14 protein-coding genes are annotated in these 14,871 nt (G+C 54.4%); 3 read left to right on the plus strand and 11 right to left on the minus strand.

Translation table 11 applies throughout. The features are described 5' to 3' along the window. Window positions 1–693: 693 nt before the first annotated feature. Window positions 694–1,140 (plus strand): hypothetical protein, encoded by a 447-nt coding sequence (locus tag JTI85_RS20675; protein WP_200037520.1) that lies wholly within the window; start codon window positions 694–696, stop codon window positions 1,138–1,140. Between the two features lie 82 nt (window positions 1,141–1,222). On the opposite strand, the gene gntU is transcribed toward JTI85_RS20675, so the two are convergent. The 5 genes from gntU to JTI85_RS20700 all read right to left on the minus strand — a co-directional run bounded on the left by gntU (window position 1,223) and on the right by JTI85_RS20700 (window position 6,384). Next, a complete protein-coding gene (gene gntU / locus JTI85_RS20680) occupies window positions 1,223–2,563 on the minus strand; it encodes a gluconate transporter (RefSeq protein WP_199974387.1) in 1,341 nt (446 codons plus the stop codon). Next, window positions 2,563–3,093, minus strand: a complete 531-nt coding sequence (gntK, locus tag JTI85_RS20685; protein WP_219351955.1) for a gluconokinase — start codon at window positions 3,091–3,093, stop codon at window positions 2,563–2,565. Before gntK ends, gntU begins: the two co-directional genes overlap by 1 nt. 141 nt (window positions 3,094–3,234) lie before the next feature. Beyond that, window positions 3,235–4,230 (minus strand): gluconate operon transcriptional repressor GntR, encoded by a 996-nt coding sequence (gene gntR, locus JTI85_RS20690; RefSeq protein WP_008786351.1) that lies wholly within the window; start codon window positions 4,228–4,230, stop codon window positions 3,235–3,237. A gap of 297 nt (window positions 4,231–4,527) precedes the next feature. Beyond that, window positions 4,528–5,223, minus strand: coding sequence for a quercetin 2,3-dioxygenase (gene yhhW / locus JTI85_RS20695; RefSeq protein ID WP_016151113.1), 696 nt, complete (start codon window positions 5,221–5,223; stop codon window positions 4,528–4,530). A 123-nt stretch (window positions 5,224–5,346) separates the two neighbouring features. Further along, window positions 5,347–6,384, minus strand: coding sequence for an oxidoreductase (locus JTI85_RS20700; RefSeq protein WP_219351956.1), 1,038 nt, complete (start codon window positions 6,382–6,384; stop codon window positions 5,347–5,349). Window positions 6,385–6,856: 472 nt separating this feature from the next. Here JTI85_RS20700 and yhhY point away from each other — a divergent pair, with 472 nt between their 5' ends. Further along, window positions 6,857–7,345 (plus strand): N-acetyltransferase, encoded by a 489-nt coding sequence (gene yhhY, locus JTI85_RS20705; protein WP_003023469.1) that lies wholly within the window; start codon window positions 6,857–6,859, stop codon window positions 7,343–7,345. A gap of 63 nt (window positions 7,346–7,408) precedes the next feature. On the opposite strand, the gene ggt is transcribed toward yhhY, so the two are convergent. Next, window positions 7,409–9,154: a gamma-glutamyltransferase gene (gene ggt, locus JTI85_RS20710; RefSeq protein ID WP_016151116.1), complete on the minus strand. Its 1,746-nt coding sequence runs from the start codon at window positions 9,152–9,154 to the stop codon at window positions 7,409–7,411. Between the two features lie 118 nt (window positions 9,155–9,272). Here ggt and JTI85_RS20715 point away from each other — a divergent pair, with 118 nt between their 5' ends. Then, on the plus strand, window positions 9,273–9,713 hold the full coding sequence (locus JTI85_RS20715; RefSeq protein ID WP_003023456.1) for a DUF2756 family protein: 441 nt from the start codon (window positions 9,273–9,275) through the stop codon (window positions 9,711–9,713). On the opposite strand, the gene ugpQ is transcribed toward JTI85_RS20715, so the two are convergent. The 5 genes from ugpQ to ugpB all read right to left on the minus strand — a co-directional run bounded on the left by ugpQ (window position 9,710) and on the right by ugpB (window position 14,669). Beyond that, complete coding sequence (ugpQ, locus tag JTI85_RS20720) at window positions 9,710–10,453, minus strand: glycerophosphodiester phosphodiesterase (protein WP_219351957.1); 744 nt, start codon at window positions 10,451–10,453, stop codon at window positions 9,710–9,712. The two genes, JTI85_RS20715 and ugpQ, sit on opposite strands and share 4 nt — an antisense overlap. Next, the gene (locus JTI85_RS20725) at window positions 10,450–11,520 is read right to left on the minus strand and encodes a sn-glycerol-3-phosphate import ATP-binding protein UgpC (protein WP_115642737.1); all 1,071 of its coding nucleotides are present in this window, start codon (window positions 11,518–11,520) and stop codon (window positions 10,450–10,452) included. Before JTI85_RS20725 ends, ugpQ begins: the two co-directional genes overlap by 4 nt. A 2-nt stretch (window positions 11,521–11,522) precedes the next feature. Beyond that, on the minus strand, window positions 11,523–12,368 hold the full coding sequence (gene ugpE / locus JTI85_RS20730; RefSeq protein WP_172741979.1) for a sn-glycerol-3-phosphate ABC transporter permease UgpE: 846 nt from the start codon (window positions 12,366–12,368) through the stop codon (window positions 11,523–11,525). Next, window positions 12,365–13,252 carry a sn-glycerol-3-phosphate ABC transporter permease UgpA gene (ugpA, locus tag JTI85_RS20735; protein WP_003837841.1) on the minus strand — a complete coding sequence of 296 codons (888 nt, stop codon included), beginning with the start codon at window positions 13,250–13,252 and terminating at the stop codon, window positions 12,365–12,367. Before ugpA ends, ugpE begins: the two co-directional genes overlap by 4 nt. 100 nt (window positions 13,253–13,352) lie before the next feature. Next, window positions 13,353–14,669, minus strand: coding sequence for a sn-glycerol-3-phosphate ABC transporter substrate-binding protein UgpB (gene ugpB / locus JTI85_RS20740; protein WP_199946210.1), 1,317 nt, complete (start codon window positions 14,667–14,669; stop codon window positions 13,353–13,355). Window positions 14,670–14,871 lie beyond the last annotated feature (202 nt).

The raw sequence follows: 14,871 nt of genomic DNA on the forward strand, positions 1-14,871 counted from the left end.
CAGCAAAACAGATTTAACTGGAAGTCAGAGCGTTGAAGCGATGACACCGGTCCGGCTGAAAATCGATGAGGCGTTGACGGCTGACCGGGGCTGCCCGCAGGGATGCGGGCAGAGGGGACGGCCTGCAKGGAYGCAGGCTCGGCCCCGACCCGACAGGCAGACGGMATAAGACGAATACATCGCGCAGCGACGATTTTCCCGCCGGGAGCCTGGGTTGCAAGGGAGGCGGCGGTGAGCCTCCCTTGCACGTTCACGGGTATCAGCGCTTCAGARAARTGAYACCRCTGAGGTGAACGGAAMCCTGAGCAATAATCACATGTTCACCCTACATGCTTAACTGAACGGCATTGCGCTGTAATTTCAGGTATTCCTTATGCTTTTAAGTCGCTGATATAACGTATTTTCATTTCTGCGAGGTGCCTTCCGGAATGCCCTCTTGTCAGCATCGCGGATAAGCATTATCTTCTCGCTGCACCTGCATAATCAGGTGCCAGGATTGGTCCCCTGATTACCTCATTCGCGATAAAATTCACTTTTATCGTGCGACCAGCTACACCTCAATGGTGGGCTGGACGGTGGCGTCGTAAGGCGCGCCGGTATCCAATGAGGCCGGTAGGACCAACTCCGTTCAGCCCGCCACCCAAAGGTTGGTCCCTTCGGTGGTGGTAAATTTCACTCATTGGAGGCTGCCCTATGGCGACTACCCCTCTCTTTTCACACTCTATATTTACCCTGCCCTTTAGCCATGCCACGGATTTCACCGAGCTGGCGGATAACTGCGAGCGTTTTGTCGAAGGGCTGGTTGAATGCCATGACCCGGTTGAAAAGCTGGCGATTTGTGCACGTCTGTCGGCCTGTTTCGCGTTATTACAACCGACCTTAACGGAACCTGTACCGCAGCATCTACAGGCCAGTCTGACGGTAGAAACCTTACCGACCCGTTTTCCCCTTTTCGAGCCTGAGCCCGACCAGATGGGACGTTACTGCCAGCTTTTGACGCATTTACTGATGAGCAAAACGCTTTCTGATGATATGGAGCGAGTGGCAGGTGATTTGTTGCAGGATTTGGTGGGTTATTTCGCCGACACGCTGAAAGCACCGCGCTGGTTGAAAACAGATGAAGGCATGGTAATGCTGTAAAAAAGCCGGGTGACGCTTACCCGGCTTACGATGTGCAATGAATTCAGGCCCGGTAAGCGCAAGCGCCACCGGGCAACAGGACTCAGCTCAACAGCTGGAAGGCAATCATACCGACAATTGCGCCGACCGTGCCGAGGATGGTTTCCATCATCGTCCAGGTCTTCAGCGTTTGTGCTTCCGTTGCGCCGGTAAATTTACCGAACAACCAGAAACCGGCGTCGTTAACGTGGCTGACCACGATCGAACCGCCCGCGATACAAATTGACAGTGCCGCCATCTGCGCACCGGAGAAGTTCAGCTGTTCAATCACCGGCATCACCAGACCGACTGCCGTTAAGCACGCCACGGTTGCTGACCCCTGAATGATACGCACCGCTGCCGCCAGCACGAAGCAGGTAATGGCAATCGGCAGACCCATTCCGGTTAACGCTTCGCCCAGCGCCGGACCGACGCCGGAATCAACCAGCACCTGTTTAAACACGCCACCTGCACCAATCACCAGCAGGATAATCCCCGCCGGTTGCAGCGCATGACCGCAGATCTCCATCACTTTGTCTTTTGGCATACCCTGGCGAATCGCCAGACCGTAAATCGCCACCAGACATGCTACCAGAATCGCGGTAAACGGGTGACCGATAAACTCAAACCATTCGTAAGTTGAAGAACCAACCGGCACAAAGCGCGCGGCGATGGTTTTCAGACCAACCAATACCAGCGGCAGCAGGATCAGCGACAAGCTAAAGCCGAAGGACGGCATTTTACCTTCGCCCAGATGCGGCTCGGTAATGTCATCAGGAATGTTCAGCTCAACGTAACGGCTGATGAAATTGCCCCACAGCGGTCCGGCGATAATCATGCCCGGAATCGCGGCACACAGGCCAATCAGGATCATCCAGCCAAAGTCAGCGTTCATCTGCGAAGCCAGCAACATCGGCGCTGGCCCCGGCAGTAAAAACGCCGCAGCCGCCGCCACGCCGGCAAACAGCGGAATGACTAATTTAACCAGGTTGGTACCGGTGTGACGCGCCATCGAGAACGCCACGCTAATCAGCAGCACAATTGCCACCTCAAAGAACAGCGGCAGCGCGCAAATCAGACCGGCCAGGCCAATCGCGTAATGCGCGCGGCTGTGACCGAAGGATTTCAGCATTTTGACGGCAATTTGATCGACTGCGCCGGTCTCATGCAAAATCTTGCCAAACATCGCCCCCAGCGCCACAACAATCGCCAGGAAACCGAGCGTGCCTCCCATCCCTTTTTCCATAGTCGCGGCGATTTTATCGAGCGGCATACCGGAAAAGAGACCTGCACCAATAGACACCACCATCAAAGCAAGGAAGGCGTGCATACGCGCCTTCATCACTAAAAACAGCAGTAATAAAACGGACCCTACTGCTGTTAAAACAAGCGTTAATGTACTCACTACTTACTGCCCTGGTTAATAACCTCAATGGTGCTGGCGACCACACCGTCCAGTGGTTGATCGATATCGACCACCAGTACATCGCTTTCATTCGCACCTGGTTCTTCCAGCGCTTCAAACTGGGTCACCAGCATCTGCGTTTTGAAGAAGTGGCCTTTACGCGCTTTCAGACGGCTTTCGATAACGTCAAAATCCCCTTTCAGATAGATGAAAGAGAGGTTCGGGTTACCGTCGCGCAGCTGGTCGCGATAGACTTTTTTCAGAGCGGAACAGACGATCAGCGAAACCTTGTTGGTACGCTGCATCGCAAAAGCGGCGTCATTCAGCGCCTGTAACCACGGTTTACGGTCGTCATCGCTGAGTGGCTCACCGGAAGCCATTTTCATGATGTTGCTGCGCGGATGGAGAAAATCGCCATCAAGAAACGCGGCCTGCAGTTGATGCGCCACTTCGCTGGCGACAGCAGATTTACCGCTGCCCGATACGCCCATCAGAACGTAAACGTGGTGATCATGATTAGTCGTGCTCAAAGCGTTGCCCCCACTGGTACAAGAATCTGGAAATTGTTACGGGTAACTGTTATCGGTAACATTGTCCAGCCGGATAAATAGAGAAGCAATATCCATTCGTGCTCGAAGTGTATAAGTGTGAGCTACTTCAAACTTGTTGGCTTAAATAGATCCGCCCGGTGACAAGGTGAAACCTAAATCTAACATTTTAGGTGTGACTGCTTCACCACGGATGCGCGCCAGCAGACGTTCAGCACCAATGCTGCCCATCCGTTCACGCGGCGTGAGCACGCTCGCCAGACGCGGCTCCATCACCTGCCCGATGTCGTGACCGTGGAATCCGGCAATCGCCATGTCATCCGGGATTTTCAGCCCTAAACGCTGGCATTCGAAGGCCGCCCCTACCGCCAGGTCATCGTTAGTACAGAAGACGCCATCAAGCTGCGGGTATTCACGCCGCGCCTGACGGATGAGTTCAATACCGGAGGAGTAGGAAGAAGACTGTTCCACCATCACGCTGTACGGCACCAGGTTGGCATCGCGCATTGCCTGCTCGTAGCCTCTCTGTTTGATGATAGTACGTTCATCAAGACGTGCGCCAAGATAGGCAACATGACGGTGCCCGCGGGCGATGATAGCGGCGGTCATTTGACGCGCGGCTTCGAAGTTGTCGAAACCGACGGCGATATCCAGACACGGGGACTGGCTGTCCATCAACTCAACCACCGGGATACCGGCGACCTCAATCATTTTCAGCGTACGAGGCGTATGGCTACGTTCGGTGAGGATCAGGCCATCGATATTCCACGACAGCATCGATTCCAGACGCTCTTGTTCCATTTCGGGCTTATAGCCGTAGTGCGCGAGCATAGTTTGATAACCATGAGCGTCGGTGACGGCCTCAATGCCGCGTAACACTTCAGCAAAAACCTGGTTAGTGAGAGACGGTAACAACACGCCGATAGCGCGGCTGGTAGCGTTAGAAAGGATATCAGGAGCGCGATTGGGAATATAACCCAGCTCATCAAGTGCAGCGGCAATTTTGCCCCGCAGCGCCACGGAGACCTGCTCCGGGTTACGCAAAAAGCGACTGACCGTCATTTTGGTCACGCCCACGCGGTCGGCTACATCCTGAAGTACGGGTCTTTTCTTTTTCATCGTCCTGAAGCGTTAAAAAGGGATAGATTCCCCCAGTTTACCACGGACGTGCATGAACCTTTGCAGAGAAAAAAAGGAGTTTTTATTGTGAGAAATACACAAAATCATTCGAGTTGCATCAAGGCGGCGACGCAGTGAATCCCCGGGAGCGTACATTAAGTACGCGACCGGGGTGAGCGACAAATCTGCCGGGAGCAGATTTGAACGCTGCTTGCAGCGGCCCCGAAGGGGCGAGGCCTATGGATGGGCCGAGTAATAAAGCCAACACAGATGCGGCTTGAAGGATGCCGTGTATTTTTATACAGGCGGCAGGTCAAACAACAACACTTCGCTGTCGCTGTCGGCATGAATAGAAATTGCCTGTTCATCCCAGATTGCCAGACCATCACTGGTGGTCGCTTTGGTTCCGTTAATGGTGACGTTGCCTTTAACGACCTGGATCCAGACGCGACGTTCAGCTGCAATCTGATGTACCGACTGCTCATCTTTGAGTAACGCCCAGCGGTACAGCTCCATATCCTGGTACACTTTCAGCGAGCCATCGCGGGCATCAGGCGACAGCACCAGTTGTTTACCCTGAGCAGCATCGAAACGGCGCTGTTCATAGCGCGGCGTAATACCGTTTTCCTGCGGCATGATCCAGATCTGATACAGATGCAGCTTCTCAGTATTACTCGGGTTGTACTCCGAGTGACGGATCCCCGTCCCGGCGCTCATAATCTGGAACTCACCGGCAGGAACCTGCTCTTTGTTGCCCATGCTGTCCTGATGTTCTACTGCGCCTTCCAGCACGTAGGTCAGGATTTCCATGTCTTTATGGGGGTGAGTGCCAAAGCCCTGACCTGCGTCAATCACGTCATCGTTAATCACGCGCAGTGCCGAGAACCCCATAAAGTTCGGGTCATAGTAGTTGGCAAAAGAGAAGGTATGCCAGGAATCGAGCCAGCCATGATTCGCATGACCGCGGTCGTTAGCTTTGCGTAAATAGATCATTGTGTTCACCCCCAGATGTTTTCGATGGAGTAAGTGTGGACTCAATCTGCCTGGGATCATAGAGGGTGAAAATTGACTCCTCTGTTCAAAAAATATGAATAAACCCAGAAGAGTCGATTAACGCTATTTGGCGAGGGTTATCGTCGCCGGAGATGCCTGTTCGAAGGCGCGTTCGAGGATCTCCAGGTTGGTTAGAACTTCAGATTCCTTGACGTAATTAGGCGTACCGGCGGTCAGCGTCTGGTACAGCGCATCATAGACGCGACCGTAATCCCCCATCTCCGGCTTCACCTCTTCTTTTACTGTGATGCCGTCATCGTTGACATACTCCAGCATTCCGATGGAATCATCAGCAGCGAAACCTGGCTCACCCGGCATGATATTGGCCTTCAGACTGGTTTCCTGCTGGTCGATGCCGTACTTCACAAACGAGCCTTTGGTGCCATGGACGATAAACTTCGGATAGTCGATTTTCACCAGATGACTGGTTTTAACAATGGCTTTCAGGTCGCCGTAAAACAGTTGCGCTTCAAAGGTATCGTCCGGGTTCGCTTTATTACGCAGGCTGCGGATGTCATAAGCCACATGATCGGGGCGTCCGAACAGCGAAATAATCTGATCCATGGTGTGTACGCCCAGGCCATAAAATGCGCCGTCCTGCGGCAGTCCCGGCTTAGTTTCCGCCTCGGGACGGTAGTAATCGAAATGGCTTTCAACCTCAACAATTTCGCCGAGCTTGCCGCTCTCAATCGCCTTTTTGGCGGTAAGGAAGCAGGAGTCAAAACGGCGATTCTGATACGGCGTAACGGTCAGTCCTTTGCTTTGCGCCAGTTCGAACAGCACTTTTGCTTCTGCCAGCGTCGGCGTGAACGGTTTCTCAACCAGCACGTTTTTACCCGCTTCCAGCGCACGTTTGGCGTAGTCAAAATGGCTGTCAGCATGGGTACAAACGATCACTAACTTCACCTGCGGATCGTTTAAGATCTCGTCGAGGTCGCTGGTGAAGTGAATATGTGAATACTGCGGCGCCTGCTCTTCCGGCTTGGCGCTGCGACGGTAGATGTGCGCGACATGCCAGCTATTTTTGCGGTTGAGGACGTACGGCAAATGGTAGCGGGTGGTACTTTTACCAAAACCAATAAATGCGCAGTGTAAGGTCATGAGACAGTCCTTTTGAAGGTGATTGTCTACACCATAGCGCAAAGCGGCTGGAGACTGAATCTATCCTGTCATCGTGCCGGATGCGGCGTTGCCTTATCCGGCCTACAAAAGCAGTAGCCTCAAGCTCGGGCGTCAGTGGCGCAGGCAGATTATTCACGGCCTGCGCACAGCAACCGGAGCGTACACAGAGTACGTGAGGATTGCGAGCACAGCCCGGGATTAAGCTGACAAGCAAACTAGCCCGAAACCCAGCCCCAAAAAAAAAGCCAGCAAAAGCTGGCTAAAGTAATACTGGAAGCAATGTGAGCAATGTCGTGCTTTCAGGTTCTCCGTAGGGGTTCCCCTGAACGCAGAGCAATAATAATCATTCTCATTCGCACTTGTCTACTTCTTTTTGCAAAAAAAATGCAGTTGACGGAATTTTCTTTCTCAGCGAGGGTAAAGACTCAATTAACCCTGAAGGAGATAAGGAATGAGTGAGATAGTGATACGCCACGCTGAACCGAAAGATTACGACGCAATTCGTCAGATCCATGCCCAGCCAGAGGTGTATCACAACACGCTACAGGTTCCTCATCCTTCCATGGAGATGTGGCAAGAACGACTAACCGAACGGGTCGGAATCAAACAACTGGTCGCGTGCATTGACGATATCGTCGTGGGGCACCTCTGTATTGAGGTCGCGCAGCGCCCGCGCCGCAGCCATGTCGCCGATTTTGGTATCTGCGTGGATGCCCGGTGGCAGAATCGCGGCGTTGCCAGCGCGCTTCTCCGTACGATGATCGACATGTGCGACAACTGGCTGCGCGTCGACCGTATCGAGTTAACAGTGTTTGTGGATAACGAACCTGCTGTTGCGGTCTATAAAAAGCATGGCTTTGAGATCGAAGGCACCGGTAAGAAATACGGCCTGCGCAACGGCGAATACGTGGATGCGTATTTTATGGCACGCGTGAAATAACGGGTAAGAAACCGTCAGGAAGCACTCGCCGGGCCTGCATCAACGGCAGACCCGGCAATACCATCAGTATCCCGCCGTTAAATCATCCACGGAACGTGGGTCGGACGCGCCATACAGTGCGCCATCCGGTCCTACCATAATGCTCTGCGTGCTGCCCATCGCTTCCTTCAGCGCGACTTTCTGCCCTTTCTGCTCCAGCAGCTTAATGGTGTCCGGGCTAAACCCTTTCTCAACGCGCAGTTCATCCGGCAACCACTGATGATGGAAGCGCGGCGCGTTGGTCGCTTCGGCGACGTTCATTCCAAAATCAATGCTGTTAACCACCATTTGCAGCACAGTAGTGATGATTCGGCTCCCACCAGGGCTGCCGGTAACCAGCCAGGTTTTCCCGTCTTTTACCACGATAGTCGGCGACATTGATGACAGCGGACGCTTCTTCGGCCCAACCGCGTTGGCATCGCCGCCCACCAGCCCATAAACGTTCGGCACGCCCGGCTTGGCGGAGAAATCATCCATTTCGTTATTGAGCAGAATACCGGTGTTACCCGCCACAATCCCGGTGCCGAAGGTGGTGTTCAGCGTATACGTCACCGCCACGGCATTACCGTCTTTATCCACCACCGAGAAATGGGTGGTCTGATTGCTTTCATACGGCGCGAGCTTGCCAGGTTTGATCTGGCTGGAAGGCTTAGCCTTGTTGATATCAATTTGATCGGCAAGCGATTTGGCATAGGCTTTATTGGTCAGCGCCTGCCACGGCACCTTCACAAAATCCGGGTCGCCCAGATACTCCGAGCGGTCGGCGTAGGCATATTTCTCCGCTTCAGCCATTACCTGCATGGCGTCGGCGCTGCCAAACCCGTACTTCTTCATATCGAAGTTTTCGAGAATATTGAGGATCTGCACGATGTGAATCCCGCCTGAGGACGGCGGCGGCATAGAGAATACCTGATACCCGCGATAGTCGCCGCTAATCGGCGTACGCTCCACGGCTTTATAGGCGGCTAAGTCCTCTTTGGTCATCAGCCCGCCGTTTTTCTGCATTTCCTCCGCAATCTGATCGGCAATTGCCCCTTTATAAAACGCATCCGGACCGTTCTCGGCAATCATCTCCAGGCTTTTCGCCAGGTTCGTTTGCACCAGCTTGTCGCCCTTTTTCAGCGGCTCGCCGTCTTTCCAGAAAATGGCTTTGCTGTTCTCGTGATTAGGGAGCACTTCGCTGCCATAGGTTTTCAGATCGTCGGCCAGCGCGTCGTTAACCACAAAGCCTTCTTCCGCCAGCTTCATCGCCGGGCGCACGACTTTGTTCAGCGGCATCGTGCCGTATTTCTCCAGCGCCAGCGAGAAACCCGCCACGGTACCCGGCGTACCGGATGCCAGATGTGAGGTTAGCGACTTTTTCGCATCGGCGTTGCCCTGTTCATCAAGGAACATATCACGGGTCGCGCCAGCGGGAGCCATTTCACGAAAATCGATCGCCGTGGTGTTACCGTCTTTGGTACGCAGCAGCATAAACCCACCACCGCCCAGATTACCCGCCTGCGGATGCGTCACCGCCAGCGCGTAGCCCACGGCAACAGCGGCATCAACGGCATTCCCGCCCTGTTTCAGAATATCCACCCCAACCTGGGTGGCTAAAGCATCTACGGAAGCCACCATCCCCTGTTGCGCGCGAACGGGATGGAACACATCTTCCTCGACACCGTAGGATACCGGCGGTGGCGCAGCCGGCGCGGCAGCCACGCTAAAACAACTTCCTGAGAGCAGAGCAGCAATGGCTACCCGGCGTAAAAACGTCGGTTTTATCATCGTTATTCTCCAGATGTACGGGGGTCGGCCCCCACTAAGCCTGGTGCATAACTCTGAAATAATCATCGTAACGGCGAGAAAGGAGTAAACTTAAACGATCCCCGAGAGGAGAAAAGCGATGAAACGACTCTTACTTTTAGCCATGCTCTTGCCGTTTGCTGGCTTTGCACAGCCCATCAACACCATGAATAACCCGAATCAACCCGGTTATCAGATCCCGAGCCAGCAGCGTATGCAAACCCAAATGCAATCACAGCAGATTCAGCAGAAAGGGATGCTCAACCAGCAGTTGCAAACGCAGACGCGCATGCAGCAACAGCATATGGAAAACCAAATCAACACGAACACCCAGCGCGTGCTGCAGTCTCAGCCGGGCGAGTTGAATCCTGGACAGCAGCAAATGCTGCCTAACAGTAACGGTGGGATGTTGAGTGGAACCCGTAATCCGGACAGCTCGCTCAATAAGCAACATATGCTGTCGGAGAAAAAGAACGGCGACATGCTGAAGCCCTCCAGCACGCCGCAGCCTAACGTTCCGTTAAAAACGATTGGGCCTTAACAGGGCTGGAAATCCGGGCCAATCGTATCAATGGCATCGGTACAGATGCAGTCCACACCCCAGCGCAGCAGTTCCGCCGCGCGCTGGGGTCGGTTGACGGTATACACCAGAATACGTAGCCCAGCATCGCGCAGCGCATCCACGCGCGCCTCATCCAGCAGCTTATGATTAAGATGAATAGAGACGCAGCCAAGCCGCGTGGTCAGCTCGCACCAGTCTTCGCGCCATTCATCCAGCAGCAAACCTCTCGGCAGTTCAGGCACCGCCTGCTGCGCCGCTTCTAGCGCATCAATTTCAAAGGATGACAACAGTGGTGGCGTCATTCCCGCCCACAGTTCCCGCGCGGCCAGCGCCACGACCTTCCCGGTGAGCGCCCCCGTCCCGGTGGTGGGTTTGATCTCAATATTTGCCATCATGCCGTGCTGGCGACAGCGCTCAGCAACTTGCGAGAGCAGCGGCAACGGTTCGCCTTTAAACTCACCGCTAAACCAGCCGCCGGCATCCACGCGCAATAAATCCTGCCAATTCAGCTCGCCAGCCACGCCCCAGCCGTTGCTGGTGCGTTCCAGGTTGTCGTCATGCAGTAAGAAGATCTCACCGTCTTTCGACAATTTAGCGTCAAACTCAATCATGGTATGCCCGTATCGCGCCCCCACGTCGATCGCCGCCAGGGTGTTTTCCGGGGCTAACTTACCGCCGCCGCGATGGGCGACAATATGGGGGTAAGGCCAGTTATTCATACGCGTTGTCCTGTTTCGCCATCAAAAAGATGCAGATGATTTTCCGGCAGATGCAGCCACAGCGTGCTGCCTGCCGTCGGGCGATGCTGATGCGCCAGTCGCACCACCAGCTTTTGCTCGCCCCAGCGTCCGTGTGCCAGGTTATCTGCACCCAGCATTTCCAGCGTGTCGACGACCAGCGGCACGCCACCTTCGGCCTGCGAGCTTAGCGCAATATGCTCCGGGCGGATACCCAGCGTCATGTTACGCCCAATACACTCCCTGGCGCTTCTGCCAATGGGCAACGTCATGCCGCCCTCCAGCTCAAAATGGGTACCCGTAGAGCTGATGCGCCCATCGAGCAGATTCATCGCCGGGCTGCCGATAAAGCTTGCCACAAAGCGACTGGCAGGCTTTTCATACACCTCAACCGGCGTCCCTACCTGCTCGGCAATGCCTTTGTTCATCACCATAACCCGCTGGGCGAGGGTCATCGCTTCAACCTGATCGTGCGTCACGTACAGCGAGGTGGTTTTCAGTCGGCGATGCAGATGTTGTAACTCCAGACGCATCTGTACGCGCAGCTTGGCGTCAAGGTTAGAAAGCGGCTCATCGAACAGGAATACCGCCGGGTCACGCACAATCGCTCGTCCCATCGCTACGCGCTGGCGCTGGCCGCCGGAAAGTTCGCGCGGACGACGTTTGAGCAGCTCACCCAGCTCGAGAATACGCGCCGCCTCTTTCACCCGCTCAGCAATATGCTCCTTGCCCATCCCGCGGATTTTCAGCCCCCAGGCCATGTTTTCTTCCACGCTCATATGCGGGTAGAGAGCATAGTTTTGAAAGACCATCGCAATGCCGCGATCCTTCGGCTCCATCTCGGTGACGCGTTTATTATCAATCCAGATATCGCCGCCGCTTACCCGTTCAAGCCCGGCCACCATCCGCAACAGCGTAGACTTTCCGCAGCCGGATGGGCCAACCATCACGATAAATTCCCCGTCCGCGACGTCCAGCGTCAGCGGTTTAATCACCTGGGTTTTGCCGTCCCAGCTTTTGGTTACTGCCTGTAGTTTTAAACCAGCCATTTTTATTTCTCACTGTCCACTAAACCACGCACAAACGCGCGCTGCATGGCTAACACGATGATTACCGGAGGGATGAGCGTCAGCAGCATGGCTGCCATTACCTGGTTCCACTGCGTGGTGCCTTCACCGGTGGCAATCATGCCTTTGATACCCGCCACCGCAGTGCCCAAATTGACGTCGGTAATAATTAACAACGGCCACAGATACTGGTTCCAGCCGTAGATAAAGGTAATAACGAACAGCGCCGCCAGATTGGTTTTTGACAGCGGTAGTACGATATCGCGGAAAAAACGCATCGGTGACGCGCCGTCAATACGCGCCGCCTCAACCAGCTCATCCGGCAGGGTCATAAAGAACTGACGGAACAGGAAAGTCGCTGTCGCAGATGCCATCAACGGCAGCGTCAGACCCGCATAGCTGTCGAGCATCTTCAGGTTGGCGATCACTTCTACCGTCGGGAAAATACGCACCTCAACCGGTAGCATCAGGGTGATAAAAATCATCCAGAAGAACAGGTTGCGCAGCGGAAAGCGGAACCAGACGATGGCGAATGCGGAGAGCATAGAGACGGTAATTTTCCCTACCGTAATGCTGAACGCCATGATGAAACTGTTGAGCATCATCAGCCAGAACGGTGCGCTGTTGACGCCCACGCCGTTGACCCAGATGTATTTCATGTTTTCCAGCAGCTGTGTGCCGGGAACCAGCGTCATCGGCGTCTCAAACACCGCTTTGTTGTCCAGCGTCGCCGCGACAAACGCGACGTACAACGGAAACAGGATCGCCATGATCCCCATAATCAACATGGCATGGCTGAATATTGTCAGCCCACGACGGTTCTCAATCATTGGTAACGCACCTTACTTTCCACATAGCGGAACTGCACCACCGTCAAAATAATGACCAGGAACATCAGCACCACAGATTGTGCAGCGGAAGAAGCCAGATCCAGCCCGACAAAACCTTCGCGATAGATCTTATAAATCAGCGTCGTGGTCGCCTGTACCGGCCCGCCTGCAGTGGCGGCATCAATCACCGGGAAGGTGTCAAAGAAGGCATACACCAGATTCACCACCAGCAGGAAGAAGCTCACCGGGGCAATGAGCGGCAGCGCCAGCTTAAAGAAGCGGCGAACCGGCCCCGCACCGTCAATCGCGGCGGCTTCGATCAGCGAGCGAGGAATAGACTGCAGTGCGGCAAAGAAGAACAGGAAGTTGTAACTAATCTGCTTCCAGACCGACGCAAACACCACCAGGAACATTGCCTGACCGCTGTTTTGCGCATGGTTCCAGTCATAGCCAAACTCACCGAGAAAATGGGTAATCAACCCGCGCCCGGGGTTAAACAGGAAGATCCACAATACGGCAGCAACGGCGGGCGCAACGGCGTAAGGCAACAGCATCAGCGTTTGGTAAAAACGGCTGCCGCGCACCACGTAATTCACCAACGCCGCAAAAAATAACGACACCAGCAGACCGCTTACCGTGACTAACGTACTGAACTTAATGGTGGTCCAGAATGAGTCGAGGTAGTACGGGTCATGAAACAGCGCGACAAAGTTTTCCAGTCCGACAAACTGGCTGGAAAGACCAAACGGATCAACGGATTGTAGCGAGTACCACAGCGCTTCACCGGCAGGCCAGATAAAGAAAATAACGGTGATAACCAGCTGCGGAGCCACCAGTAAATAGGGAAGCCAGCGCGAACGGAACACCGGACGGGATGAAGACATGGAGGTTTGATTCCTGAACAGCGCCGGATGGCGCTACGCTTATCCGGCCTACGCGCATTTGTAGGCTGGGTAAGGCGCAGCCGTCACCCGGCATTTCACATTACGATTTGGTCGATTGCTCAAAGCGACGCAGTAACTGATTGCCACGCTCAACGGCGGCATCCAGCGCCTGCTGCGGGGTTTTCTTCCCGGTCCAGACGCTTTCCAGCTCTTCATCCACGATGGTGCGGATCTGCGGCATGTTGCCCAGACGCAGCCCTTTGGTGAACGGCAACGGCGGCTTGTTCAGCATCTGGCGGGTGGCGATATCAGCCCCAGGGTTCTTATCATAGAAGCCCTGCTCACGGGTCAGGTCGTAGGCCGCGGTGGTGATCGGCAGATAGCCAGTCTTCTGGTGCCATTCGGCAGCAATCTCAGGCTTCGCCAGGAAGTTGAGGAACTTCGCCACGCCTTCGTAGGTGGGTTTGTCTTTACCCTGCATCACCCACAGGCTGGCTCCACCGATAATGGCGTTCTGCGGCGCGCCCTTCACATCGGCATCGTACGGCATCATCCCGACGCCATAGTTGAATTTCGCGTAATGGCGGATATCAGCCAGAGAACCGGAAGACGCGGTGGTAATGGCGCAATCCCCGTTGTAGAACTTCTCGGTCGACTCATCTTTACGCCCGAAGTAGCTGAAATCGCCTTTTTTGTTCAGCTCTTCCAGCAGGGCGATATGCTTCACTTGTTCCGGTTTATTGAACTCCAGCACCGCGTCAGTACCGTCAAAGCCATTGTTTTTGGTTGCTACCGGCAGACCGTTCCAGGCACTGAAGTTTTCAATCTGAATCCACCCCTGCCAGCCACTGGCGTAGCCGCACTTCATGCCTGCCGCTTTCAGTTTCGCGGTGTATTCCGCCAGGTCCTGCCAGGTTTTCGGCGGCTGCTCAGGGTCTAAACCGGCTTTTTTGAAGGCATCTTTGTTGTAGTACAGCACCGGAGTGGAGCTGTTAAACGGCTGGGAGAGCAGATGTCCACTTTTAGAGTCGGTGTAATACCCGGAAACCGTCGGGACGAACTGAGATTCATCGAAGTTAATGCCAGCCTCTTTGAATACTTCATAGACCGGTTTAATGGCTTTCGAGGCCATCATTGTTGCCGTACCCACTTCATAAACCTGCAGCAGCGCAGGCGCGTTTCCGGTACGGAAAGCGGCAATACCTGCGCTCAGGCTCTGCTCGTAGTTGCCTTTGTACTGCGGAACAATTTTGTAGTCGGGATTGGCGGCATTAAAACGTTGCGCCAGTGAGTCAACTTCTTTACCCAGTTCGCCTTCCATTGAGTGCCAGAATGGGATGGTGGTGACCGCCAGTGCCTGACCTGCAAACGCCAGGCTAAGTGCCAGTCCTAAAGCTGTATGTCGTAACGATATCATCGGTTATCTCTCTTGTTGTGCCGGATGCGCGATATCACGCGTTTTATGCTCGCGGGGGTAACATGACATGCTCGAATGACAGAAAAATAACTTTTTTATTACAAAAAAAAGATAGTAAGGCGACAAACAGATGGCAAGGCGGTGAAAGCGTAGTGACAGGAAAATGCGGAGTGGTGCACAACAAAGCCGGGTAGCGCTATAC

Source organism: Citrobacter sp. Colony219 (assembly GCF_019382635.1).
Taxonomy (GTDB): domain Bacteria; phylum Pseudomonadota; class Gammaproteobacteria; order Enterobacterales; family Enterobacteriaceae; genus Citrobacter; species Citrobacter youngae.

Coding starts and splice junctions, on each gene's coding strand:
- JTI85_RS20700 (WP_219351956.1), bottom strand. CDS start 6,384: ATGACCTTACACTGCGCATTTATTGGTTTTGGTAAAAGTACCACCCGC.
- ugpQ (WP_219351957.1), bottom strand. CDS start 10,453: ATGAATAACTGGCCTTACCCCCATATTGTCGCCCATCGCGGCGGCGGT.
- yhhW (WP_016151113.1), bottom strand. CDS start 5,223: ATGATCTATTTACGCAAAGCTAACGACCGCGGTCATGCGAATCATGGC.
- JTI85_RS20715 (WP_003023456.1), top strand. CDS start 9,273: ATGAAACGACTCTTACTTTTAGCCATGCTCTTGCCGTTTGCTGGCTTT.
- ggt (WP_016151116.1), bottom strand. CDS start 9,154: ATGATAAAACCGACGTTTTTACGCCGGGTAGCCATTGCTGCTCTGCTC.
- ugpB (WP_199946210.1), bottom strand. CDS start 14,669: ATGATATCGTTACGACATACAGCTTTAGGACTGGCACTTAGCCTGGCG.
- JTI85_RS20725 (WP_115642737.1), bottom strand. CDS start 11,520: ATGGCTGGTTTAAAACTACAGGCAGTAACCAAAAGCTGGGACGGCAAA.
- ugpA (WP_003837841.1), bottom strand. CDS start 13,252: ATGTCTTCATCCCGTCCGGTGTTCCGTTCGCGCTGGCTTCCCTATTTA.
- gntR (WP_008786351.1), bottom strand. CDS start 4,230: ATGAAAAAGAAAAGACCCGTACTTCAGGATGTAGCCGACCGCGTGGGC.
- yhhY (WP_003023469.1), top strand. CDS start 6,857: ATGAGTGAGATAGTGATACGCCACGCTGAACCGAAAGATTACGACGCA.
- JTI85_RS20675 (WP_200037520.1), top strand. CDS start 694: ATGGCGACTACCCCTCTCTTTTCACACTCTATATTTACCCTGCCCTTT.
- ugpE (WP_172741979.1), bottom strand. CDS start 12,368: ATGATTGAGAACCGTCGTGGGCTGACAATATTCAGCCATGCCATGTTG.